Origin of the sequence: Coraliomargarita sinensis (genome assembly GCF_003185655.1) — a bacterium.
GTDB classification, from domain to species: domain Bacteria; phylum Verrucomicrobiota; class Verrucomicrobiia; order Opitutales; family Coraliomargaritaceae; genus Coraliomargarita_B; species Coraliomargarita_B sinensis.
Map to the genome: position 1 here is coordinate 297,380 of NZ_QHJQ01000001.1, position 21,577 is coordinate 318,956.

The following is a 21,577-nucleotide window of genomic DNA, read 5'->3' on the forward strand; positions in this document are numbered from 1 at the left end:
CCTTATGATGAACGAAAAAGCATTTTATCGTAGTGGCTCCGCTTGCGGATGCCTCGGCTTCGTGGAGAAGCCGCAATTCGCACACAAGGGAAAGCATCGCCTGAACGGCGACGCTGGCATCCGCAAGCGGAGCCGCTACGGGCAACCGCCCGGAAAAATTAACGTCCATTAACGGTTCAAAAAACTTTTCTTCATGAAACAACGCCGCTTACTCTACGCCACCAACACGCAGACGGAAGAGATCAACGTCTCTCCCCTGATCGACATCGTCTTCATCCTACTCATCTTCTTCATCGTCACCACCGTTTTTGTGGAGGAGACCGGCGTCGAGGTGCAGCGACCCCAGGCTGCTTCGGCCAGCGACCTTGAAAAGGAGTCCATCCTCATCGCCATTACCGCCGAGGGTAAAGTCGTCTACGGCGGGCGCGAGATCGGGGTGCGTGGCGTGCGTGGCGTGGTACGTCGTTTGATGAAGCAGGACGACGAAATGCCGGTTATCGTGCAGGCGGACAAAGCGGCTTCCATCGATCTCTACACCCAGGTTCACGACGAAGCCGCGCTGGCCGGTGCCACCCGAATCAATCTGGCCACGCAGCATACCCGCTAATACATGCCAAAGGAATTCCCCAACAGCCGATGGAAATGGACGCCGCTTATCGCGATCGGCGGCGCCCTTGGCACGGCGGGTCTGCTCTTTTTGCTCATTCCATTGACGCAGTTGCTCGATAAGGTGGAGCAGCCCGACCTGGAGGTCCGTGAGGTCACGTTCTCCCCGCCGCCTCCCGAACTACCGCCCCCACCTCCCGATGAGATGGAGCCTCCCGAGGCGGAAGAGCCTCCCCCCGAGATGCCGAAAGAACCGCCGCCCATCGAGATCGATGCGCTGGATGTCGCGCTCAATCCCGGTGCCGGTGATGCCGTCGCCATGGGTATCCCCACTCCGGATTTGAACATGGAGCAGGACATGACCGGCGACATACAAAAGCTCTTTACTTTCGAGGACCTTTCCGAAAGCCCGCGCCTTATCAATCAGCCACGCTTCCGTTATCCTTCGCGACTGGCCCGCCGCGGGATTGATGAGGGCAAAGTCATTGTCGAGATCGACATTCTACCCAACGGGCGGGCCGAGCTGCGCCGCATCATTTCCTCCACCCATCCCGAACTGGAAGAGGCCGCCCGCGAGATCGTCCGTTCCGCCCGATTCACCAAGCCCGAAGTCAACGGCCGTCCGCAAACCGTGCGGGGGCGCTTCCCTTTGATCCTCCAGAACTAGTTTTCATTTTAACCGTTAATGAACGTGAATGGACGTTAATTTTTTATGAGTGGAATTTTATCAGAACTGTATCTCGAGGCTTTCGTCGGTTTTGCAGATTGCCAACGTAAGCAGTCTGCTTCAGCCGGCTGCCCGCAAGTGCAAACGACTCCGCTTGCCCGTTGTAGACTCACAGGGCTAAAGCGCTGTGACTACGATCAATCGAAAGACAGTGGTTCAGGTCGGCCTGCTTTTGCACTTACCTTTCTCCTTATCTGATCTCTCCCTGGAGCATTTTTTCATTAACGTCCATTAACGGTTTTCCAACATTCCATGATGACTCACAACCAAACCATCTCCATCCTCGCCGCATGTTTGTTCACGGTTGCCGCAGCCGCCCAACCCTTCGACCTGACTGATACCGGCGCGGCCGCGCCCGACTTCCGTGAGCAATTTCTTGCCAGCTATGGTGTGAACCCGAAAATCGAGCCGGAGGTGACTCAGGAGGACCGCCCGCTCTACGAGCGCATCGAGCCTTACCTGAAAAACAATCCGCGGGAGGCGATTCGTATTGTCAACGGAGAGCTCGGCCCAGAGACCAACGCCGCCTTTTACTTCCTGCTGGGCAATCTCTATTATCAGACCGGCCAATATCCCCAATCCGAACGCGCTCTGGAGCAGGCCGTTTCCAAGTTTCCCTCCTTTCGCCGTGCCTACCGCACACTTGGGTTGATCTACATCCAGTCCGACCGTTTCGAGCCCGCGATCAAGGCCTGGCTCAAAGTGATCACCCTGGGTGGAGGCGATGCCCAGAGCTACGGCTTGCTGGCCTACGCCTATCTCGCGGAAGGGAAATACCGCAGCGCGCTTACCGCCTATCAAAAGGCCCTCATGTTCAAGCCCGACAGTACCGACTTTCGCCGGGGCGAGGCCCAGTGCCTCCTGCAGACCGCGCAATACCAACAGGCCGCTGCGCTCTTTGACGAACTGATCACGGAAAAGCCCGATGTGGCCGATTACTGGCCCCTCCAAGCCAATGCCTACCTCGAACTGGAGCGCTACGACGACGCCATGGCCAATCTGGAAATTCTCGCCGGCCGCGGGCAGGCTTCGCTGGAGAGTCAGCTGCTGTTGGGGAACCTATACTTGCGCGATGATAACCACCGTCTCGCCCTGGTCACCTATCAGGATGCGCTAAAGGTGCACGGCGTGGCCGCCGTCGAGGACGCCCTGCGCCCGCTGGAGTATTTGATCAACCGGAGCCTCTTTGACGAGGCCGCCGAGTACCTGACCACCCTGAAATCGGAGCTGCCCGCCGAACTCGAAGCGGAGGACCGCACCCGCCTGATTGTGGCGGAAGCTGGCATTGCCCTCGAAAGCGGGGACCGGGCGAAAGCGATCGAGCAATTAAAGCCCGTCGTCAAAGCCCAGCCTCTGGCGGCGGAGGCTCTGCTTCTGCTGGCGGAGGCCTACCAAAGGGAGGAGGACTTCGAGGAGGCCGAATTCTATCTCCAACGCGTGCTCTCCATCCCCGAGGAAAAGGTGGAAGCCCTGGTTGCGCTCGGCCGTCTGGAAGTCCGCCGCGGTGATTTCGATGCCGCGCTCAAGCACCTGCGCGCGGCCCGTGAGCAGGCCCCCCGACGACCCGGGTTGGCCAGCTATATCGAGTCGATCGAAAACGCGCGCTAGCGTAAACGAGGCCTCGACGGGGTTAAATCGCTCAGGACTTCAAAAAACTTCGGGAAGGTTTTGCCGCAACAGGCCGGATCCTTGATCGCGAGCCATGGTTTGCCGTCACCGAGCAGGTCGAAGCTGCCGAGGATGCCGAAGCTCATGGCAAAGCGGTGGTCCTCGTAGGTTTCGATGGTGAGGAGTTCGCCCCGGTTCCGGGCGGCGAGGGCCCGGGCCCGAAGTTCGTTCGGCTTGGGGCGAATGGTCAGGGCATCGTCCTCCTCTTTGACCAGCTGCCCCAGCTTGGAGAGCTCCGCGGCCATCCCGGCGACGCGGTCGGTCTCCTGGTGACGGGTGTGTCCGATCCCGGTGATGCGCACGGAGCCCCCGAGCAGCGGGGCAATGGCCGCATAAGTAAGAAAGGTGTCGGAAATCATGTTGAAGTCGACTTCGCGGTGGTCGCGCTGAATGTCTTCACCGGGCGCTCGGGTGGCCACCCATTCCTCATCCTCCGCCTCCACCACCAGACCATGGTGGGCGAGCACCTCGACGAAGTGGGCATCGCCTTGTAGCGGGTTCGGCCCCAGGTGGGGAATGCGCAGCTCCCCACCTTGTATCAATGCAAGCGCCAGGAAGTAGCTGGCCGCCGAGACATCGGGCTCAATGGAATAGCTGCCGGGAGTACTGTAGGTCAGAGGTTCCAGATGGTATTGCCCTGAAGCATCGGCTTCGAGTGGTGGCGCCCCGAAAGCTTCGCGCATTTTCAATGTGATGGCGACATAGGCCGGCCGGACTCCGGGGCAGATCAAGCTCAGGGCGGCCTCCTCCGAGGTGCCGGAAAGCAATAGGGCAGAGAGAATCTGGCTACTGGCACTGGCATCCACCTGGGCCGTGCCGCCGGAGTAGCCCTTTGCGACCAGAGTGAAGGGGAAGTGCCCCTTCTTGCCGTGAAATTCAAAGTCGGCCGCGCCGAGCTCCACCAGGGCATCCAGCAGCCCAGACATGGGGCGGTCACGCATGGCAGGATCACCGTCCAGTTGGTAGCGACCGCCTGGTCGCCGGGCCAGAAACGCGGTGAGGAAGCGGGCGGCGGTGCCGGCGTTGCCCACATGGAGTTCCGCCTTTTCCGCCGGGAGATTACCGTCCTCGCTGCCAACTGTAATCTCAGCGTTGGCTTCGTCGGCGCTGACGGAGTAGCCAAGTGCCTGCAAGGCAGTAAGCATGATGCGGGTGTCACGGCTGAAAAGTGCACCTTTGAGCGTGGTCTCACCCTGAGCCAAAGCGGCCAGAATCAGGGCCCGGTTGGTGATGCTTTTCGAGCCGGGCAGCTGAATGCGTGAGCCCAATGGTTTCGTGATCGGGGTGATGTGGAGTGGGTCTTGCATGGAATGAGTAATGATTAATCTTGAATGATTAATGAGTGATGCCTGGACATGAGTCGCCCGGTCGACAGCTAGGAAGAGAGCGAATCGCGGTAGTGCTTTCCTCGCTCCAGACGTTGATTCAGCGTCGCTGCATCTTCGTTGGTCAGGGCCGACTTGACCTGGTGAAGCTCCTCTTCCATGCCACTTATGGCGCGGATGACTTCCTCACGATTGCTTTCCAGGATCTGCCGCCAAAGGCCCGGATCGCCGGAAGCAATGCGGGTGGTGTCGCGCAGCCCGCCACCCGCCAGAGCCTTCCAGGTGGGATCTTTGCTGGCTAGAAAACTACACAGGGCCGAACTGAGCAGGTGCGGCAAGTGACTGATATGGGCGACGATTTCATCGTGATGCTCCGGCGATGCATGTGTTACTTGCATGCCGAGGGATTCCCAGAAAGTGCTAATTTGCCGCACTTTCCCGGAGGGTGCGTCTTCCAGGGGTGTGACGATGCAGGCCGCCGCATCAAACAAGTTCCCACGGGCATGAGCCAACCCGGTCTGCTCGGATCCGGCCATCGGGTGGGAGCCGATGAACGTCGCGCCATTCAAGTCAACCCCCATGGCGTCCCGGCAGATCCGGCTTTTCGTGCTACCGACGTCGGTAACTAATGCCTCGGGTGCCAAGTCCTCCGCGATCTTTGAGAGCAGAGGGACGATGGTTTGTACGGGCGTGCAAATGATGACGAGCTGGCTCCCGCGGCAAGCGGCTTCGGGGGTGTCGAAGACTTCGTCGCACCAGGATTGGGCCTGACAGTTGCCCCGGGTCTCCGCGCGTCTCGACCAACTGACGATTCTATTCGTCAGGCCACGCTCGCTCGCAGCGATGCCGATAGAAGCCCCTAGCAGACCGGGGCCCAGTATGGTAATCTGATCGAACATTTTCTTTATTCTCTTTTCTTAAGTTACTTGGATGCAGAGGTTCACTTGCATTTCGCCTTTAGCCTTGCGGCGTGGATGGTCGCAGGTCATTTAGGCAGACCAATTTTTCAGTGCCAGTCCCAATTTTAAAATGGCAATATTTAAAAAGAAACATCGCCCACGCCTTCCCCACGAGAGCAGCCCATTCAAAAAGTTCCTCCTGACTTTTCTCGTATTCGCTCTGGCCGTCTTGGTGCTCGGCGGCGCTTGGTTCTTATCCAAGATGGGGCCGCGTGACGTTGATTATCGTGAAATCGCCCAGACGGAGGAAGTGCCCGAGGATCTTCTGGCGCTTAAAGAAGAAAGTATCGAACTGGAGGCCAAGTTTGAAGAGTTCATGGCCTTGAGAGAGGCGGAACCTCAGGATATCGAACTGATTCGAAAGGCGCGCGATCTACAAAAGGCTTATTTGGAAGGTGTTGGAGGTGTCGATGCAGATGCCGCCAGGCGATTAAGGGATTTGACCGTGCGTTACGAGAACCTCGCCGCGGCGGATTTGCAGGAGCGGAGTGTACAATTGGAGACTGAAGCGGAGAGCCTGGCTCAGGAAAAAAACTATGAAGCCGCCCGTACGAAATATCGTGAAGCTTATGCCCTGCAGGATAAGATTAATCAGGACTTTCCTCAGAGTAATGCCTATAATGTCGGTCGCGCGACCGCGCTCGAGCGCCAAGCCAGCTACTTGACCGCAGAGCCGTTGCTGCAAAACAGCCTGAAGCTGGAATCCGAAGCGGAGGAGTTTATCGCCGAGGAGAACTGGGAGCAGGCCGAAGAGAAGCTGGCCCGGGCCATTGCGATACAGGATCAACTTAACCGTGAATTTCGGGGCACGAATCAAGCAAGTGTCGCCCGTTTGGAGCGTCTGCGGGTCAAGCTTGTCGGGATCCGGTCCGGGCAAAGCCATGTGGAGATTGAAAAATTAGCTGCACTCGGCGACCTTCGGAAATCGGAGGGTAAAAACCTTGAAGCGGCCAAGCTCTACCTTGAAGCTGCCCGCCTGCAGCGTCGACTGAATGAAGCGTTCCGCGACAGTCCATACGCGTCCTCCGAACTCGTGGCGGAATATCAGCGCAAGGCCGAGACCGCCCAGAGTTTCAAGCTTGGTCGGGCGGTTGAAAGAAATCACAATCGCCTGAAAGATTTGCTCAGCAAACGGCAGACCTTTGAAGCTACGGAGGTGATTGTGGAACTGCGTCAGGATATTCAGCAAATGAGGGAGGCCTATCCCCGTAGCTCATTGAATGATGAGGAACTTGAGCTCAAGGTCCGCTATCTGAATTTGGTGCAGAGTGATTTGGGCTTTATTCAGGATCGAGTGTATCAGGCCCTGCTGCCCATCCCGGAGGAAGATGAATGGCGTATCCTTAAAACCGAAGTGCCACAGGCCCTTTTTTCCATGATTATGGGTACGAATCCCAGCCGGAATCGGGGTGATGTCAAGCCGGTCGACTCCGTCAGCTGGATCGAGGCCAAGCAGTTTTGTGAGCGACTCTCATGGATCATGGGGAAACCGGTGCGCCTGCCGACAGAAAACGAGTTTCGCGCCGCGCTGGGGCGCCTTCGCTATGTCGTGCTCGAGGAACATGTCTGGAGCCTGTCAAATTCAAACAGCACCAGTCAGCCCATAGGAACAAAAGAACCGTTCGCAAGTGGGTGTCACGATTTGCTGGGGAATGTCAGTGAATGGCTCGAGTCGGTGGACCGCTTTGAGACGGAGGACGCCCGTCATATCGGAGGACACGCTTTGGATCGCCTCGAAACCATTTTTACTGTGCCGATTCGTGAGGCGCCCCGCGAGGAGCGAAACCGGATGACCGGCTTTCGTGTCGTCATGCAGGTCAAATAGAAGCCCGAAGATAAGTTCTGGTTGCCAATCTACGAGAACGTCCCAAACTACTGAGTTATGAAATCGTTAGACGCTGGCCATGCTGAGCACAAGGCCCGGAATGCCAAGCGGGTGATTGTCTGGGTCATGCTCTTCCTGATTTTACTTCCTTTCGTCCTAATCTGGTTGACTGATGCGGTTAGTTTTTAAGGCCCTTTCGCTATGAAAAAGACACTCTATATCTTGAGAGCTTTCTTTCTTATCGTTAGCCTGCTTGCCTGCATTCTACTTCATTACGTCGTCGAAGACTGGAATTTATTCTTAGTAATTTCCGTCGGCATGAGTATCTCGGTGCTGGTTATTTTGATCGACCTGTTACTTGAGGGGTTTTCGTTGAGAGGGCTCTCCGCCATAACTTTTGGCCTGGCGATTGGTGCACTCATCGCATTTCTGCTTTCGGAATCACCTCTTTTCGAACCACTTGAGGAGGATCAGGATTTGGCGGAAACTCTTTTTCTATCGCGACTGGCCCTTTACGTGATCAGTATGTACCTAGCGACGGTGATCGCGCTTCGGGGCAAGGACGAGTTCAATCTGGTGATCCCCTACGTCCGCTTCAGTTCAGAGAATGTCGAGACCCCGCTGGCGGTGGTGGATACCAGTGCGCTAATTGATGGCCGCATCGCGGCAATCTGTGAAAGCCGCTGGTTTGGGTTTGCCCTGCTGATCCCGCGATTCGTTCTGGATGAACTGCAATCGGTTGCAGATTCCAATGATCCTACCCGTAAAGAAAAGGGGCGTAAGGGGCTTGATGTTCTCAACCGGTTACGGAATATGAAGCATCTCGATCTGAGAATATACGAGAGCGATGTTCCCGACAGGAAAGCGGTGGATTCAAAGCTGGTCTATTTGGCCGATACTTTAAAAGGAAAATTGCTGACGACAGACTACAATCTGGCGAAGTTGGCGGAGTTCCATCATGTGGACTGGTTGAATATCACCGATTTGGTCAAGGCAGTGAACCAGGAAGTTTCGATCGGGTCACGTCTCAGTGTCGAACTCGTGCGTGCGGGCAAGGATGCCAATCAAGCCGTCGGCTATCTGCCGGACGGCTCGATGTTGGTGGTGAACGACGCTAAAAGCCATATTGGGAAAGAGGTGAGGGTCGAAGTTGACTCTGTGGTGCCGTCCTCGGGCGGAAAAATGGTATTTGCCAGCCTGAAATCCCAAATCTAGGCGGCCAGGCGAAATATTAAAAAATTTGTTAAAGCCTTGGTAACCAAAGAATTTGCTTGGAATTTTTGTTCTACGTGGTTGTTATGTGCGACGCTTGGGGTATTGCCCCCAGTGTTTATAAATACAATAATAACATAAAAAAGGAATATCATCATGAATAATAAATCCAAAAAGGGTTTCACCCTCGTTGAAATTATGATCGTGGTCGTTATCATCGGCCTTCTTGCTGCGATGGCTATCCCAGCCTTCCAAAAGGTTCGTGAAACATCACAGAAAAAGACTATGGTTAACAACCTTCGCCAGCTTGCTTCCGGTGCGGACCAGTACTTCCTCGAGAATGGTGTCACCACAGTATCGAGTGCTTCGCTTGTCGGTTCTGACCAGTACGTAAAGTCTGTCGATCAAGTTGCTGACGAAACATATACAGGTACTATTACGACGGATCTCACACAGCTTGAAGCTACCGGCACTGACGTGAGCGCCACAATTAGTTTCTAATTGCATCACGAGATAGTTCTTATCTTTATCAAGCCACCTGTTTAATCAGGTGGCTTTTTTTATGCTTCAATGGGATTTCGCGCAAAGTTAAGTGCTCAGGTTTTCTCAGCTATCCTTGCGATCTATCTGGGGTTTTTTGCTTTTGAGCCATCGGCTGCAATTCAGGTCATCAAGCATTCCGGTTACTGGGTGTTGCTGGCTACAACACTACTCGGAGTCCATGCGGGCTATCGTGTTTACCGGGAATCTCGCTTCCGGGTTGGGCTGAATTCAGTTCGGAGGCAAACTGTCCCACTGCTCGTTATCATCGGTTTGAGTCTGATGTCCTATTTACTGCAGGACGATGCTTATAAGGTCGTCCTGGATGAACCGGTATTGGCGGTGACAGCGTTACAGATGCATCATGAAAAAGAGGCGATGACGGCCACTCGCGGGTATCATATTGGAGGGACATTCAACTTGTTGGGAGGCTATGTCGGTAAGAGACCATACTTTTTCTCATTTGTTGTCAGTCTTTTGCACGACCTCACGGGCTATAGAGCCAATCAGACTATCGTTTTAAATCATTTGCTAACGCCTGTTTTTCTAGGGCTGCTGTATTTGATCAGCCACCGTTTCGCCGGCCGACGGGGAGGGTACCTCGCACTTGCGCTAAGCATGACTGTCCCTTTGATCGCAATCAACGTAAACGGTGGAGGATTCGATTTACTCAACGCCGTCATGATTCTGGCGACACTCTATGTGAGCATGCTTTACTTGCAGCGTCCCACAGAGGCCCGCTTTGATTTAATGATTATTCTGGCGGTTCTGCTCGCTCAGACGCGCTATGAATCAGGATCTTATGTTTTAGCGATCGCCGGTATTATTTTCCTATCGTGGATGAGACAGCGCCGCATGCAACTCAGTTGGGTCTCAGTCCTTGTTCCACTACTGCTGGTCTGCGTTCCGCTGCAGCAGACGGTTTTTGATCAATATCCGGACTTATGGCAGATCAAAAACAATGCGGAGGCACCATTTACCCTTTCTATTATACCGGAGAACCTTAGCCAGTCGCTTAACTTTTTTTTCACTTTGTTGCCTATCCAGCCGGGCAGTCCTCTTCTCAGCATCTTCTTTTGTGCCGCACTGTTACTTGCGCCCGTTTTGACGATTATGGGGCGGGTTAAAAGCTTTCTCTCTCTAAACGATGCACCTGCAGTGCTATGGTTCTCTTTTCTGATCGTTTTCAATTTCTTTCTATTGATGGCCTATCACTGGGGGCAGATCGACGATATTGTCGCCACACGACTCGTCCTTCCTTTTATCGCTTTTCAAATCATATTTGTTGTCCTGACCATTCACATTATTCCATGGCGCAATATAATATACTCAGTTTGTATTACCGCAGTTGCCGTGTTCTTTGTTCTGGTGACTCGGCCGGAAAATGCACGAACGGATTACCTCGTGCGTCTGGCCGCGCAACGCAACGTTGAATGGGTAGTTGAAAAGGTAAGGGAGAGGAAAGGGCAAGGCGTACTATTTATAACGGATAAACTCCCTGCGGCTCTTGCGGAACAGGAATCCTGTCTGCCACAAATTTTAGCAGCGAAAGCAAAGAGGCAGATCGATCTTCACATGCAGTTAAGGACTTTTTCAGAAGTAATTGTTTTTTACAGGTTGGTGGAGTCCGAATTGGGCCGGGGGGACTGGAAAGTGGAAACACCCATTGAAAAGGATTTCGATATCGAGGTTTTGGAAGAAGTTAAGCTGACCGACGAGCTGTACTTACGTATGGGTCGAGTGCGGGGTGTGACTTATAGGAAGGGCGATCGGCCGGCTTATGACGAATCCGTACTTTCAGGTATAAATGACACAGCCACGGAGATGGAAGTTTTCGCCAAAACATTACCATAGAGAGAATGAAGCACCTACGCGGTACAGTTGATTTATACGCCATGATTGCGCTATTAGCGCTAGGCATCATCGGTTCCCTGTACGCGTTTTGGGGTGCGAGCCCTGAGACCGCGGTGTGGATTGTGAATAAAACCGGGTACTACTTTGCCGTAATTATTACTTTATTGTTCGGCTATTCGGTTCTTCGTATTGTGCGTTTTGAAATTCCGAAAGGGCCGCACTTGATCTACTTGTCGGGCGGAGTTCTCCTGGCTGTTTATGTTGTTTTTCTACATGGTGAACTCGGGCCAAAAATTGCAATGGACGACTACACGCTGTCTTCCACGGCGAAGAGCCTTTCCATGGAGCGAGAAGTCGAAGTGCTGACCCAGGGGCGCAACTTTAATGAGTATTTTATTCGAGTGGATAGCCATGTGGATAAGCGACCATGGCTGTACCCTTTTGCAGTATCTGTCGTACACGATTTGACTGGCTACCGGCTTATTAACGGATTTTTGGTCAATGCCGGGTTTGCCATCATACTACTGGCTTTGACTGCATTGTTTGGTTACCGAGTGGGCGGCCTGCCTGTGGGGATTTTAGGGCCGTTTCTTTGGGCCAGCTTACCCTTGCTCTCACAGAACGCAACGGGCGGAGGTTTGGATATGCTGAACCTGCTAATGCTCTTCGTCGTGATCCTCTGCGGGATTTATTACATCGAAAAGCCGGAAAGAGGGCGTCTCAACATGTTAGTACTGGGGATGGTACTTCTGAGCTACACACGTTACGAGTCTGTCTTGTTTTGGCTGCCTGTTCTGATTGTCGTGGCGATTGGATGGCTCCGGGAGAAACAGGTCATCCTGTCGTACGGCTTCTCTGCCGCACCCGCACTTTTGTTCGGATTGGCTGCCTTACTGAATCATAATTACAATAATCCCAGGTTTTGGGAGCTGCCGAATGCAGAGCTCTCCCGCTTCAGCAGTGAGTATCTAATCCCGAATTTATACGGAGCATTCTATTTCTTTCTCAATCCTGGCGATGAACTCGCAAATTCTTTTTTGCTGGGGCTCGCCGGAATCCCGTTCCTTGTGTTGTTTATTCTGCGTAGTGTAGATAAAATAAAGAAGCACCAATCAGATCGGTTCCAAGCTACTGCATTGCTGATATTCGGGATAGGAATCGTAGGGCACTTTATCTTCATCATGGCGTTCTACCATGGACAGCTCGATAATAGGATTACCTCGCGGTTTTCACTTCCGCTCTATTTGCTTTTTGTTGTTTCTATCGTCGTGGTCTTGGCGAAGCGCCCCCCCTGGCGGCCGACCTGGTGGGTGGTTTCGATCATCGTGATCGTATCCATGTTAGGTTTTACCCTTCCGAACAAGGCCAAGGGTATCTACAGCAAAAGCAACTTTGTGGTGCGGGAAACGGAGTGGTTGATGAAGCATGCCGATCGTCTGTTCAAGCCGAAGAGCCTGGTTGTAGATACCAACGCGATTATCTGGACGCTTTATGAATGGCACAGCATCAATCCTTCCGAGGCCGTTTCCAACCGGGGGCGCCTCAGCCGTGAAAGAGCGCGTCGAAAACTCCCGGAGATTTATTGGATCGAGCGTTCGCGTGCCGTTTTTGATGAAGACAAGAAAGTCACTTTTAAGCCCAACTATCACGCGGAAGGATTTGAAAAGATTTTGATAGCGGAAAAGTCCTTTTCCCCGCTGCGGATAACCCGAATTTACAGGGTGGGTACGATTGAAGGGGAGTTGAGTGAAGCGAAGGTGCCCTTTGGTAATGATACGAAGGGTCAGGATGGGGAGCAGTCGTACCAAAAAGTTACTGAAGGATTAGGTACGATCGAGTGATTTGGTATCAGCAATGATGCTTATGGACTCAATGGCAATTGCCTGTAAAAATCGTAATTATCGACAGGATCGAATGTTTGGGTTTCAGGGTAGGAATCATCGAGTTTCCCATCATGGGTATTCAGGCCAATGACCCGGCTTATCCGATACGTAAGCCTTTTAGTAATTTGGGCCTGAGCAATTGTTTCTACCTCATATAGATGGCTGAGCGCTCCTGGGCCGGGAACGAGCGGGCTCATGCCCCGCTCGTTTTTGACAAGAGCTTCCACCGCAAAAATGTCTTCATAAAAACCTATTTTCTTAAGCTTGTAGATCCTCTCCGGTAAAGCATTTGCAGTCCTGAAGGGGAGAGCGCCGACGGGAAGAAGTCCGATGCCCGTAGCGGAGTGGACAAGGTAAAGTTCATTGCGATTCGAGGCTCTTTGCTTAATCCAGTGCATGGACCAATGGTAACCATCGGCAATGGCAAGACGAGGCTCTTGGCGCATCCGGTAACAATGGGCAGGCGTGACAAATATGAGATACAAACCTGCCCCGATAATCAGCGAGTAAGTAGCTGACTTTCTTTTGAAGAGTCTATGCATGACCAGGGCGGTGCAAACGGCCATAATTAAGTGAAGGGGCAGCGAAAATCTTGAAGTGGCCGGGTCCGTCCATGCCCCCCAATGGTTGCACAGAGCCAGAAATGTATTGCTCAGTACGACTAAAAGAACGCTGAAAAAGGCAATCGTAGCTTTATCACCAGTGAAAGAATTCTTTCGGATTTGCGGCACGAGCCAGACGAGAAAGGCGAGTGTGCATGGTATACCGACTATTGATAAAAGGATGGAGTTCGTGTGGCTGCCACTCCAATCAAAAAGGTAGCTGCCAGCGTGGGATAGGTTTTGAGGGAAATGGGATAAACTAAAAAAATCTTCTTTGGAAGTGATGAAGAAAACAGGCTCATTCTGAAAAATTGCGAAGCTTGTTAATGGGGGGATCAGGAGTAGCGGACTAAAGACACTGAACCACGTAAGGTGAATTTCTTTTAGAAGATAGCATTTGAGCAGAAAAAGTCCGACAGGAACCAGTACGTACAGCAATGACTCATAGCGAATGTTAGCCAGTAAAACTGCCGTAATTAGCATCAGATTCAGCCCCTTCACTCCATCTTCTTGGCGAAAGTAAAGGTAGCTGGTTAGAGCCAGTCCGATTATAAAGCAAAGATTCAGCAGTTCGTAGCCGCCACCAGTCGCATTCTGCGCGAGAAGTGGTAATCCACCTAACAGAAGAACAGCTATACAACCGTATCGTTTATCAGTGAGAATAGTGACAACACTGTAAACCAGGGCAAGCAACAAGCCGGCAAGCAGAGCATTCAATAAAAAAGCGTTTTCGTAATCGTAGCCTAGAACATTATGAACAGTCGCAAGAATAAACGGGAAAAGCAGCGGGCGCTTATCGACATGCCCTATGCTGGCGACCGTCTCGCCGTCGTGAACATGGGAAGCTGCTTCTACATAGGCGAACTGATTTTCATACAGGTTCACCGCAGTCGAACTCAAAAGGTGTTCGTCGTAGAGGATCTTGTATTTCTGTTCATCCTGGTACTGGAGAAAAATTGTGACGAAGAGTACAATAAAGACGCCGATATAATTCTCGGAAAGTAGGCTTCGGATTTTTCGAAAAGAAAGGTGACGCGCCTCATGCCAGAGTTGCCAGAGAAAGAAGCAGCAGGTCACAAACATAAACCAGAACCCACATCTTTTAACCAATATTATCGCTTCTTCATCTGGCAAAAAAAATAGCGGTAAGGCGAGTGCCAGAGTTGAAGCGACTATCGCACAGATGACCTTCGGGAATGGGATGTCTTCTTTCAGAAACATGGCCGGTGACTGAAGCTTAGGGGCCGGCTGTTCGGGTGGGACGCAACAACGTTCATACTTGCGCCATCAGGAACGGAATTACCGAGAGCTTCTGCTGTTGTCGGGAGTCTTTTGCCATCCAAGTGAAAGAAACAATAGCCTAGATCGGTTAGGAGGCGATGGATGTTCGGGAAGCTTTTAGTGGCTCCCGTCTGGTGGTAGTCCGGCGCGACTTCCATAACAATTACCGGAGAGAATCGTTCAAGGGTTTCAAGCCCCCCGCTCAGCACATCCCATTCGTTGCCATCCACATCGATTTTCATGAGGTCCAGGCGTTTCAGGTCCAGTTCGGCGCATAGGCAGTCTAGGCTTATTTTGCGAGCAGTTCCGATGCTTTTTAAAACACCCTGATGCGATTGGTGCCTAGATTGGCGGGAATGAAACGGCCAGCTTGAGTGGATTTCATTTGGCGTATTGGATTCTATGTCTTGGTCGCTTGACGGCATGAGCATGCAATGATGCGCAATCACGTGATCCGAAATCCGGGGGTTGAGCTTTATGTTTTGAGAAAGCTTTCTGAATGCGTATTCAGTCGCTTCGATTGCGTGAGCTTGCCCCTCAGGAGCAATCGAGCGGCCCATTGTAAGAGTGTGTGCGCCAATGTTGGCTCCGATATCGAGGGCAATCATGCCGTTTGAGAGATTGCTTTCGATAAACTTGTTTAGATAGCGTTCAAATCCACCAGTAAGATAAATCGAGAAGTCAACAACTTCAGAAAGGTCGAGTTCCCATTTAAACCCATTTCGAGAAAACTGCCCGAGATCCGTTTTTCCCAGTATTGTCCGCAACCACCGATTCGGGTGGTAAACAAGTGAAGCGAGAAATATCTTATGTTTGGTTTGAAGAATCATTCATTCTGTATGGGCGAGGGGAGACGGAGGAAATAGCTGCGGTATCAATCTTTTTCTGTCGCTGGCGAGATGGAGGTCTTCGGATTGAGCGCAATTATAGGTGTCACAGAATAATTGGGTCAACGAGGCAATACCTGCAGAAAGTACAAAATTTATAGAGTGACAGAGCTTTTTCTTAGGGGCGCGTGTCTGGATATTTTTGATCAGAAACGGATATGGGTTAAGCCTTTATCACGAAGTCTATGCTGGCGGCATGGATTTAACGATGTTAGCGATATTAAGTTTTATATGTCTGGAAAGAATACTTCGCCTAAAAGTTCGAGAAATCTATTCCTTTCGAAAAAAGGTTTCGTGGCAATGGCTTCAGGCTTTGTCATTTTTTATCTGGTCTGCTTTCTATTCAATTTTCTAGCTGATCCCCTGGGACAGGCTCCAGTTCTGGATGCCCGGGAAAACCTCGCCTGGGCTGAGAAGATCTCGAAAAGTGAATTGCCGGAGGAGCCATTATATCGAGCTTTGTTTTACCCATGGATTTTATCCTGGGTCCCCCAAGCCGAAGTATTTGCTCCGGCTTTAGGCGTGCTTTGCCATTTGTTGAACGCACTACTCTGCGGTCTTATCGCTCGGCAGGTTTGGCGGAGTTCGGCTGCAGGTTTTTTTTCCGGCGCGTTCTACGGAATCTATCCGGTTGCGCTGTTTTTCGCGGTCCAGGTTCTGGATATCACCTTCGCACTATCCTTTTTTCTACTCGCTATCTATTGCTTGTTGCGCTTTGCCGAATCTCCGAGATGGTTCCTGCCCCTTTTTGCCGGGTTGATGCTAAGCATAGCGTTTCTCGCGCGCCCCAACTTTTTGCCAGCTGCGCTTGCCTGCCCCTTGGTCGTATTTGGGTTATCCTGCCGGTGTCAGAAAGGAATTGCGACTGCGGTAGGCCTCGCATTGTTGGCCGCGACTCCGCTCGGACTGTCCTTTCTCGCTCAGGGCCTGGTGAATAAGCAGTTGTCCGGAGAGTTCCGAATCTTGCCATGGCAGGGGGCGTATAATCTGTACGCAGCCAACCGGGAGGGGGCTAACGGAAAATTTTATAAACAACGGCTTGCCTTTGATGATGTGCCGGAGGGGATGAACCCGACTCGTATGGAGTCGGTCTATCTCTACCGGGAAGAGACCGGAGACGCGTCTCCCTCTCCTGACATCGACGACATGAATGCGTTTTGGAGACAACGGCTTTTCCAGCATATTGCGGCGAACCCCTTTGATTGGTTGCAGCTTATGGTTCGAAAAGTGACCTACTTGGTCAACGACTGGGAACAATACAATAACTTAAGTTATCACTATCATAAGGAACGATGGCCCTTGTTAGCCTGGAACCCCCTGGGATGGGGTCTGCTCTTGATTGGCTCGGCGGTGGCTTTGTCATTCGGATGGCGGAAGATGGAAAAGGCCGAGTCCGCTTCTCTGGCGCTACTTGCACTCGCTTACACGGCGGGGGTGTTATTGTTTTTTGTCAGCGCGCGCTTCCGTTTGCCCCTGGCCCCGATACTGGTGGTGCTATGCGGCGGTCTGGCTACGATAAGCTGGAGGAGGGTAAGATTAAAGCGGGGCCTTCTGGTCGGAGCGGGAGCCCTGATTGTCGCGGGTTTTACTTATGGTAACTGGTTTGACGCCCGTAGCCGTGAAACCTTCCGGCAGGATCAGCTTTTGTTAGCAAAGGCGGCACTGGAATCCGGTCAGGATGAGGCATCGCTGGATTGGGCGGAGGAAGCTCTCACCGCCGATCCCGATCTCGACGCGGCAAAGCGTGTACGGCTTGCCGCCCTGTTTAATCTGTGGCTTAGCCGCGAAGGCGAAGCGGCGGCACGCAGCTGGAAGGATCTCAAGAGTGCTCTCGCGGGCCTGCGCCAAAACGACGCGACAACTTTGTTTATCCGTGGCGTGGCTTTTTGGCGAGAGGGGCAGCCCGAAGATGCGAAAGCCACCTGGCGAGCCGCAGTCGATCGCTACGGCCCGAACGCCGGTTCAAGTGCGGGTGCTTTGGAGTGGGCGACAGTGCAACCGCAGGAAAAATTGTCTCCCCTGGCGCGTCAGATTGGAGAAGTGCTGGAGCGCTGAGCATCATTTCGGGGGGATATTCGTTGCCCCTGTCGAAACTTACTCTCTAGTCTTTTTTTTGAAAATCCCTACCAAGTGAGCCCTTGCCATTGATGAAAAAGACGAGTTCGAAACCCCATGCCTCAAAATGGTTCAAGGCATCGCTGGTGGCGTATCTGGCGGTTGTTTTGATCGCGGTGCTGACTGTTTCCGATTACGGGATGACCTGGGATGAGACTTTCCGATTTCAGGGAGGCGACACCAATCTGGAATACTACTCCGAGCTTTTCAAAGGAGAGGCCTCCGATGCCCCCAGTAGCAATTATCCGGCACTTTTCGATCTCCCGCTCGCGCTTTTTCACGAGGTGTTCCCTGATTGGGGTACGCGCAGCCAAAAAGGGCATGTGTGGAGCCTGTGTTTCGGCTTGCTGGGGCTTCTCTCGGTTTGGCGTCTTACTGCGCGGATCGGCGGCGAGCGAGCAGGTTTTTGGGCCCTTCTGTTCTTAGCCTGTTTGCCGCGTTACTACGGGCATATGTTTTTCAATCCGAAGGATATTCCCTTTGCCGCCACGTATGCATTCGGTTGTTGGGCTCTGGTTTCAGTTCTAGGCAAAATTTCTACCGTTACTGTACGTCAAGTCGTCTGGGTTGGGCTAGCTGCGGGGCTCGCCCTGTCCTGCCGTATCGCCGGTCTTTTGATTCTGGCCTATTTTGCTTTGTTTGTAGGGATCTATCTGCTTTTTAAATACAGCAAGGGTAGGGAGGCGATCTCCAGCCTGCCCCGTGATCTGCTCCGCTGGGCACTTCTTGGAGGGCTTTCCGGTGCAATCGCTTTTACCATCCTATTCGTCTTTTGGCCAAAGCTGCATATAAATCCTTTCCTCGCGCTAGAGAGCTCCGTTCAAGATGCGCAGAGTTTTGGCTGGGGCGGTTTGGTGCTTATGGACGGGCACTTTTGGAAGGCTCAGGACCTGCCGATTTATTACGTGCCCTACTGGTTGTTCCGTACCTTGCCGGAGCCATTGCTCTTACTCATCGGCCTGGGGAGTGTCGCAGGTTTCCTGAAATTCTATGCCATGATTCGGAGGCGACGCTTGCCGGAGCCGGAGATTTGGCTGCCGAGGTTTTTCATCGTATTTGCCGGTGTCTTTCCTGTCGCTTACATGGTCTTTAGAGATCCGGTTCTCTACGACGGGATGCGCCACTTCTTATTTGTTCTCCCCCCCATGGCCTCGATCGGCGCGTTGAGTCTGGAATGGCTTTTGCGGCAAACCGCATCGACTTCGGTTCGATGGCTACCTCAAGCTATTCAAGCGGCCGCTTTCCTTTCCCTGGGTCTTGTCGCCTACGAAATGTTACGGCTGCACCCCTACCAATACGTATATTTCAATCAAACGTCAGGCGGTCTTCCGGGAGCCTACATGCGGGATGAAACGGATTATTGGGGACTGTCCCACAAAGAAGCGGGGGAATGGCTGAATGAATATGTCGAGAACGTGGATGCGGTTGGTGGCAAGACCTATAAGGTCCATCAACGTTACACGCGCTGGATGCTAAAGGAAGCGCTTAACCCGGAACGCTTTGAAATGTGGGAGCCCCGCGAGGGAGCGGACTTTTTCGTCTCTGTGACGCGTTTCAATCTTCATACGAGCTATCCGGAGGCGGAGATCCTGCATGTTGTCCAGCGACACGGAGTCCCGCTTTGTTTTGTGTTCAAAATGCCTGATTCAAATAAAGAGTAGGGCACTGCGGACAGTTCTTCAGGTATTCGCACGGGCTTTCCGTTTCGGTGAGAAGGGGGAATCTTCAATCAGGTACCGCAGGTCCGGTTGAAGCAGGTAAGCCGCGATCAGCATCTGGCTTCCGATCATCACCCAGGAAGCGGCGTGCTTCAGGACGATCGAGGCAACGTGCAAATTGTCTTTGTGGACCCAAGTGCTGTAACCCTCATGGACGCTGGTGTAGTACACGTACTCCGGCCAAAGGGTGAACAGCATCGACGAAACATAGATGGTCGCCAGCACGCGGGCCTTTTTATTGTCGGTGTTGAGCCACCGGAAAATGAGCGGAAGGGTTGGAATTAAAAAGGCCAAGCGGTAGTCCCAATTGCCATTCATGAAAAAGCAAAATGTCAGAACGGAGCTCCCTAGCAGGAAATAGCATCCTTTCGTTGAATGGCGCTCTACTGCGATCGGCTCAGCCCGGAATAGAACAAAGAAAGCGGCGCACAAGAGGCCCCCAAAGCCGAAAATGAGGAAGATTTGTCCGATTGCGGGATCGATCCACACCGCATCGAAAAGTAGGCCGCCTCCGAAAGAACAAAAGACTGAAGCGACCGGTATGCGGTCGTGAATTTCACTCATTTCCTGCCAAGCGAATAAGGAAAACGCTATCAGGAACGCAAAAGAGAGTAGTACGAAGCCGGTCAGCCGTTTGAATGAATGCTCCCGGTGTAACAGAATTGCATAAGCCGCTGCCGGATAATACTTCATGGGCAGTAGAATGGAAATTACCGCCCAGGCTCCAAACCGGCCGAGGCCTGAGTTCAGCTGCAACAACAAAGGGGCCCCGCAAATGAGAGAATAAATAATGATGTCGTCGTTGCCGCGCTCAATCAGCATCAAGCACGGCGGTGAAAGCAATACGCCAATCGAGATCAACAACTCGACCGTGCGGCGTGGTCGCAACAGCAAGAGATTCCAAAGGGTATACAGGCCGAGAAAAAGAATTCCCAATGCAACCTTATTGGATGAATTCAGGCCCAACCACTTCATCAGGGTAACTGTGTAGAGAGGCTTATTGTTGCCGAACTCTTGGTTGATGTCGTGGCCACCGGCGGCTTTCTCTGACATCCAGAGCCGCGCGCCCATGTCTGAGAAGGGATAGCCGGTCAGCTCGGCATTGTGCATGGGGCCAATGGCTGTCTGCCAAAGAGCGGTATTGCCGAAGAGTAGCAAGATCGTCGCGACGGTAAGTGCGCAGAGTACGAGATGTCTCCAGTTCCGCTTTAAATTTTCCATCGCAAGGTGACTGGAAACCATGAAGGAAGAGTCGCGGCAACTATATTCCCCGATCGGGGCGGGACCCGGTTACTTGCGGCGATTAAGTTACTCTCTGAACCAGTTCCCAGGTCAGGGGCGTGCCGCGCTTGATATCGGATGCGGCGGTACTGTCCAGTATGCTTTCCAAATGTTTGGGTGCCAGGCCGAACCCGGGGCGTATCACGCGGGTGTTTCGCTCCGTGAACGCTTCGCCTGCCTTCATCTCTTCAACGACAAACAAAGAACGCCGAAAAACCCTGCTGGATTCTTCTTTGGCGGTCAGCTCATAGTTTGCCGAGCCCAGTGCCGCCTCCGCTGCACGAACTTGTTGCACCATCTCCGAAAATTCAGCTGGTTCCATCGAGAAAGCGCTGTCCGGACCAGGGACTTTCCTGGATCGGGTAAAATGCTTTTCGATGATGCATGCGCCGAGTGTCACTGCGATGGCTGGGGTGAGCCCGCCCATCGTATGGTCGGAGAGCCCGACTGGAACGCCGAACCTATTAATCATGTCCGGGATACGCGATAGATTCGCCTCGTCCATAGGTGCGGGGTAGGCGCTCGTGCATTTTAGAAGCGCAAATTGCTCGCAGCCGTTTTCACGAAGCGTGCGTACCGCATCTTCAATTTCCTCCAGCGTGCCCATGCCTGTCGAGAGGATAACCGGTTTGCCGCAGGCGGCGATCTTCGCGATTAATGGCAGATCCACCAATTCGAATGAGGCGACTTTGTGTGCGGGCATTTCCAACAGCTCCAGATAGTTGAGCGCGCTTTCGTCGAAAGGTGTCGAGAAGAGTGTGATGCCGATTTTCTCGGCGGCTTCAATAAGCCGGGGCGTCCATTCCCAAGGGGTGTAGGCCTCGCCATAGAGTTCGTAGAGGCTCTTGCCTTCCCAAATCGTGCCCGCGCCGATTTGGAAATGCTCGTTCCCGCAGTCGATCGTCATCGTATCGGCGGTGTAGGTTTGAATTTTTACTGCATCCGCACCCGACTCTTTGGCGAGGCGGATTAGCTGAATCGCTTCATTAACGTTTTGGTGGTGGTTCGCCGATAACTCCGCGATGATATACGCGGGCTGCCCCGGGCCGATCAGGCGGTCATTGATTGCAAAAGGTTTCATAGTTCACTGAGAG

General features: G+C 52.8%; 18 protein-coding genes. 12 read left to right on the top strand and 6 right to left on the bottom strand.

Features of this window, described 5'->3' with window-relative positions:
* The first annotated feature begins 4 nt into the window (after positions 1-4).
* From DDZ13_RS15410 to DDZ13_RS01350, 4 genes are all read left to right on the top strand, one after another.
* Positions 5-172, top strand: coding sequence for a hypothetical protein (locus DDZ13_RS15410; RefSeq protein WP_158279730.1), 168 nt, complete (start codon positions 5-7; stop codon positions 170-172).
* 21 nt (positions 173-193) lie between these two features.
* Positions 194-607 carry an ExbD/TolR family protein gene (locus tag DDZ13_RS01340; protein ID WP_110129623.1) on the top strand — a complete coding sequence of 138 codons (414 nt, stop codon included), beginning with the start codon at positions 194-196 and terminating at the stop codon, positions 605-607.
* 3 nt (positions 608-610) lie between these two features.
* Positions 611-1,273 (top strand): energy transducer TonB, encoded by a 663-nt coding sequence (locus DDZ13_RS01345; protein ID WP_158279731.1) that lies wholly within the window; start codon positions 611-613, stop codon positions 1,271-1,273.
* Positions 1,274-1,585: 312 nt separating this feature from the next.
* The gene (locus DDZ13_RS01350; RefSeq protein ID WP_110129625.1) at positions 1,586-2,941 is read left to right on the top strand and encodes a tetratricopeptide repeat protein; all 1,356 of its coding nucleotides are present in this window, start codon (positions 1,586-1,588) and stop codon (positions 2,939-2,941) included.
* On the opposite strand, the gene aroA is transcribed toward DDZ13_RS01350, so the two are convergent.
* Together aroA and DDZ13_RS01360 are read right to left on the bottom strand one after the other, a co-directional pair.
* Positions 2,938-4,308, bottom strand: a complete 1,371-nt coding sequence (gene aroA / locus DDZ13_RS01355) for a 3-phosphoshikimate 1-carboxyvinyltransferase (RefSeq protein WP_110129626.1) — start codon at positions 4,306-4,308, stop codon at positions 2,938-2,940. The two genes, DDZ13_RS01350 and aroA, sit on opposite strands and share 4 nt — an antisense overlap.
* A 68-nt stretch (positions 4,309-4,376) precedes the next feature.
* The gene (locus tag DDZ13_RS01360; protein WP_110129627.1) at positions 4,377-5,225 is read right to left on the bottom strand and encodes a prephenate dehydrogenase; all 849 of its coding nucleotides are present in this window, start codon (positions 5,223-5,225) and stop codon (positions 4,377-4,379) included.
* A 130-nt stretch (positions 5,226-5,355) separates the two neighbouring features.
* Here DDZ13_RS01360 and DDZ13_RS01365 point away from each other — a divergent pair, with 130 nt between their 5' ends.
* The 6 genes from DDZ13_RS01365 to DDZ13_RS01385 all read left to right on the top strand — a co-directional run bounded on the left by DDZ13_RS01365 (position 5,356) and on the right by DDZ13_RS01385 (position 12,557).
* Positions 5,356-7,110: an SUMF1/EgtB/PvdO family nonheme iron enzyme gene (locus DDZ13_RS01365; protein ID WP_110129628.1), complete on the top strand. Its 1,755-nt coding sequence runs from the start codon at positions 5,356-5,358 to the stop codon at positions 7,108-7,110.
* A 57-nt stretch (positions 7,111-7,167) separates the two neighbouring features.
* Positions 7,168-7,299, top strand: coding sequence for a hypothetical protein (locus DDZ13_RS15795; protein WP_269845158.1), 132 nt, complete (start codon positions 7,168-7,170; stop codon positions 7,297-7,299).
* A gap of 12 nt (positions 7,300-7,311) precedes the next feature.
* A complete protein-coding gene (locus DDZ13_RS01370) occupies positions 7,312-8,325 on the top strand; it encodes a PIN/TRAM domain-containing protein (protein ID WP_110129629.1) in 1,014 nt (337 codons plus the stop codon).
* 153 nt (positions 8,326-8,478) lie between these two features.
* On the top strand, positions 8,479-8,823 hold the full coding sequence (locus DDZ13_RS15800; protein ID WP_110129630.1) for a type II secretion system protein: 345 nt from the start codon (positions 8,479-8,481) through the stop codon (positions 8,821-8,823).
* Between the two features lie 69 nt (positions 8,824-8,892).
* Positions 8,893-10,716 (top strand): glycosyltransferase family 39 protein, encoded by a 1,824-nt coding sequence (locus DDZ13_RS01380; protein WP_110129631.1) that lies wholly within the window; start codon positions 8,893-8,895, stop codon positions 10,714-10,716.
* Positions 10,717-10,721: 5 nt separating this feature from the next.
* On the top strand, positions 10,722-12,557 hold the full coding sequence (locus tag DDZ13_RS01385; RefSeq protein ID WP_146209194.1) for a hypothetical protein: 1,836 nt from the start codon (positions 10,722-10,724) through the stop codon (positions 12,555-12,557).
* Between the two features lie 20 nt (positions 12,558-12,577).
* On the opposite strand, the gene DDZ13_RS01390 is transcribed toward DDZ13_RS01385, so the two are convergent.
* Both DDZ13_RS01390 and DDZ13_RS01395 read right to left on the bottom strand, forming a co-directional pair.
* Positions 12,578-14,422, bottom strand: coding sequence for a glycosyltransferase family 39 protein (locus tag DDZ13_RS01390; RefSeq protein WP_110129633.1), 1,845 nt, complete (start codon positions 14,420-14,422; stop codon positions 12,578-12,580).
* Complete coding sequence (locus tag DDZ13_RS01395; RefSeq protein ID WP_110129634.1) at positions 14,413-15,312, bottom strand: FkbM family methyltransferase; 900 nt, start codon at positions 15,310-15,312, stop codon at positions 14,413-14,415. The genes DDZ13_RS01390 and DDZ13_RS01395 overlap by 10 nt, the downstream gene beginning before the upstream one ends.
* Before the next feature lie 114 nt (positions 15,313-15,426).
* On the opposite strand from DDZ13_RS01395, the gene DDZ13_RS01400 reads away from it, so the two are divergent.
* Together DDZ13_RS01400 and DDZ13_RS01405 are read left to right on the top strand one after the other, a co-directional pair.
* On the top strand, positions 15,427-17,424 hold the full coding sequence (locus tag DDZ13_RS01400) for a hypothetical protein (RefSeq protein ID WP_146209195.1): 1,998 nt from the start codon (positions 15,427-15,429) through the stop codon (positions 17,422-17,424).
* Between the two features lie 92 nt (positions 17,425-17,516).
* Entirely contained in the window at positions 17,517-19,145 is a 1,629-nt protein-coding gene (locus tag DDZ13_RS01405; RefSeq protein ID WP_110129636.1) for a glycosyltransferase family 39 protein, read from the top strand.
* Positions 19,146-19,163: 18 nt separating this feature from the next.
* Here the strand turns inward: DDZ13_RS01405 and DDZ13_RS01410 are convergent, their stop codons facing one another.
* Together DDZ13_RS01410 and pseI are read right to left on the bottom strand one after the other, a co-directional pair.
* A complete protein-coding gene (locus DDZ13_RS01410) occupies positions 19,164-20,423 on the bottom strand; it encodes a hypothetical protein (protein ID WP_158279732.1) in 1,260 nt (419 codons plus the stop codon).
* A gap of 82 nt (positions 20,424-20,505) precedes the next feature.
* Positions 20,506-21,564 carry a pseudaminic acid synthase gene (gene pseI / locus DDZ13_RS01415; RefSeq protein WP_110129638.1) on the bottom strand — a complete coding sequence of 353 codons (1,059 nt, stop codon included), beginning with the start codon at positions 21,562-21,564 and terminating at the stop codon, positions 20,506-20,508.
* Positions 21,565-21,577 lie beyond the last annotated feature (13 nt).

Coding starts and splice junctions, on each gene's coding strand:
- DDZ13_RS15795 (WP_269845158.1), top strand. CDS start 7,168: ATGAAATCGTTAGACGCTGGCCATGCTGAGCACAAGGCCCGGAATGCC.
- DDZ13_RS01395 (WP_110129634.1), bottom strand. CDS start 15,312: ATGATTCTTCAAACCAAACATAAGATATTTCTCGCTTCACTTGTTTAC.
- DDZ13_RS15410 (WP_158279730.1), top strand. CDS start 5: ATGATGAACGAAAAAGCATTTTATCGTAGTGGCTCCGCTTGCGGATGC.
- DDZ13_RS01345 (WP_158279731.1), top strand. CDS start 611: ATGCCAAAGGAATTCCCCAACAGCCGATGGAAATGGACGCCGCTTATC.
- DDZ13_RS01385 (WP_146209194.1), top strand. CDS start 10,722: ATGAAGCACCTACGCGGTACAGTTGATTTATACGCCATGATTGCGCTA.
- DDZ13_RS15800 (WP_110129630.1), top strand. CDS start 8,479: ATGAATAATAAATCCAAAAAGGGTTTCACCCTCGTTGAAATTATGATC.
- DDZ13_RS01365 (WP_110129628.1), top strand. CDS start 5,356: ATGGCAATATTTAAAAAGAAACATCGCCCACGCCTTCCCCACGAGAGC.
- DDZ13_RS01370 (WP_110129629.1), top strand. CDS start 7,312: ATGAAAAAGACACTCTATATCTTGAGAGCTTTCTTTCTTATCGTTAGC.
- DDZ13_RS01410 (WP_158279732.1), bottom strand. CDS start 20,423: ATGGAAAATTTAAAGCGGAACTGGAGACATCTCGTACTCTGCGCACTT.
- DDZ13_RS01380 (WP_110129631.1), top strand. CDS start 8,893: ATGGGATTTCGCGCAAAGTTAAGTGCTCAGGTTTTCTCAGCTATCCTT.
- DDZ13_RS01340 (WP_110129623.1), top strand. CDS start 194: ATGAAACAACGCCGCTTACTCTACGCCACCAACACGCAGACGGAAGAG.
- aroA (WP_110129626.1), bottom strand. CDS start 4,308: ATGCAAGACCCACTCCACATCACCCCGATCACGAAACCATTGGGCTCA.
- DDZ13_RS01360 (WP_110129627.1), bottom strand. CDS start 5,225: ATGTTCGATCAGATTACCATACTGGGCCCCGGTCTGCTAGGGGCTTCT.
- DDZ13_RS01350 (WP_110129625.1), top strand. CDS start 1,586: ATGATGACTCACAACCAAACCATCTCCATCCTCGCCGCATGTTTGTTC.
- DDZ13_RS01390 (WP_110129633.1), bottom strand. CDS start 14,422: ATGTTTCTGAAAGAAGACATCCCATTCCCGAAGGTCATCTGTGCGATA.
- DDZ13_RS01405 (WP_110129636.1), top strand. CDS start 17,517: ATGAAAAAGACGAGTTCGAAACCCCATGCCTCAAAATGGTTCAAGGCA.
- pseI (WP_110129638.1), bottom strand. CDS start 21,564: ATGAAACCTTTTGCAATCAATGACCGCCTGATCGGCCCGGGGCAGCCC.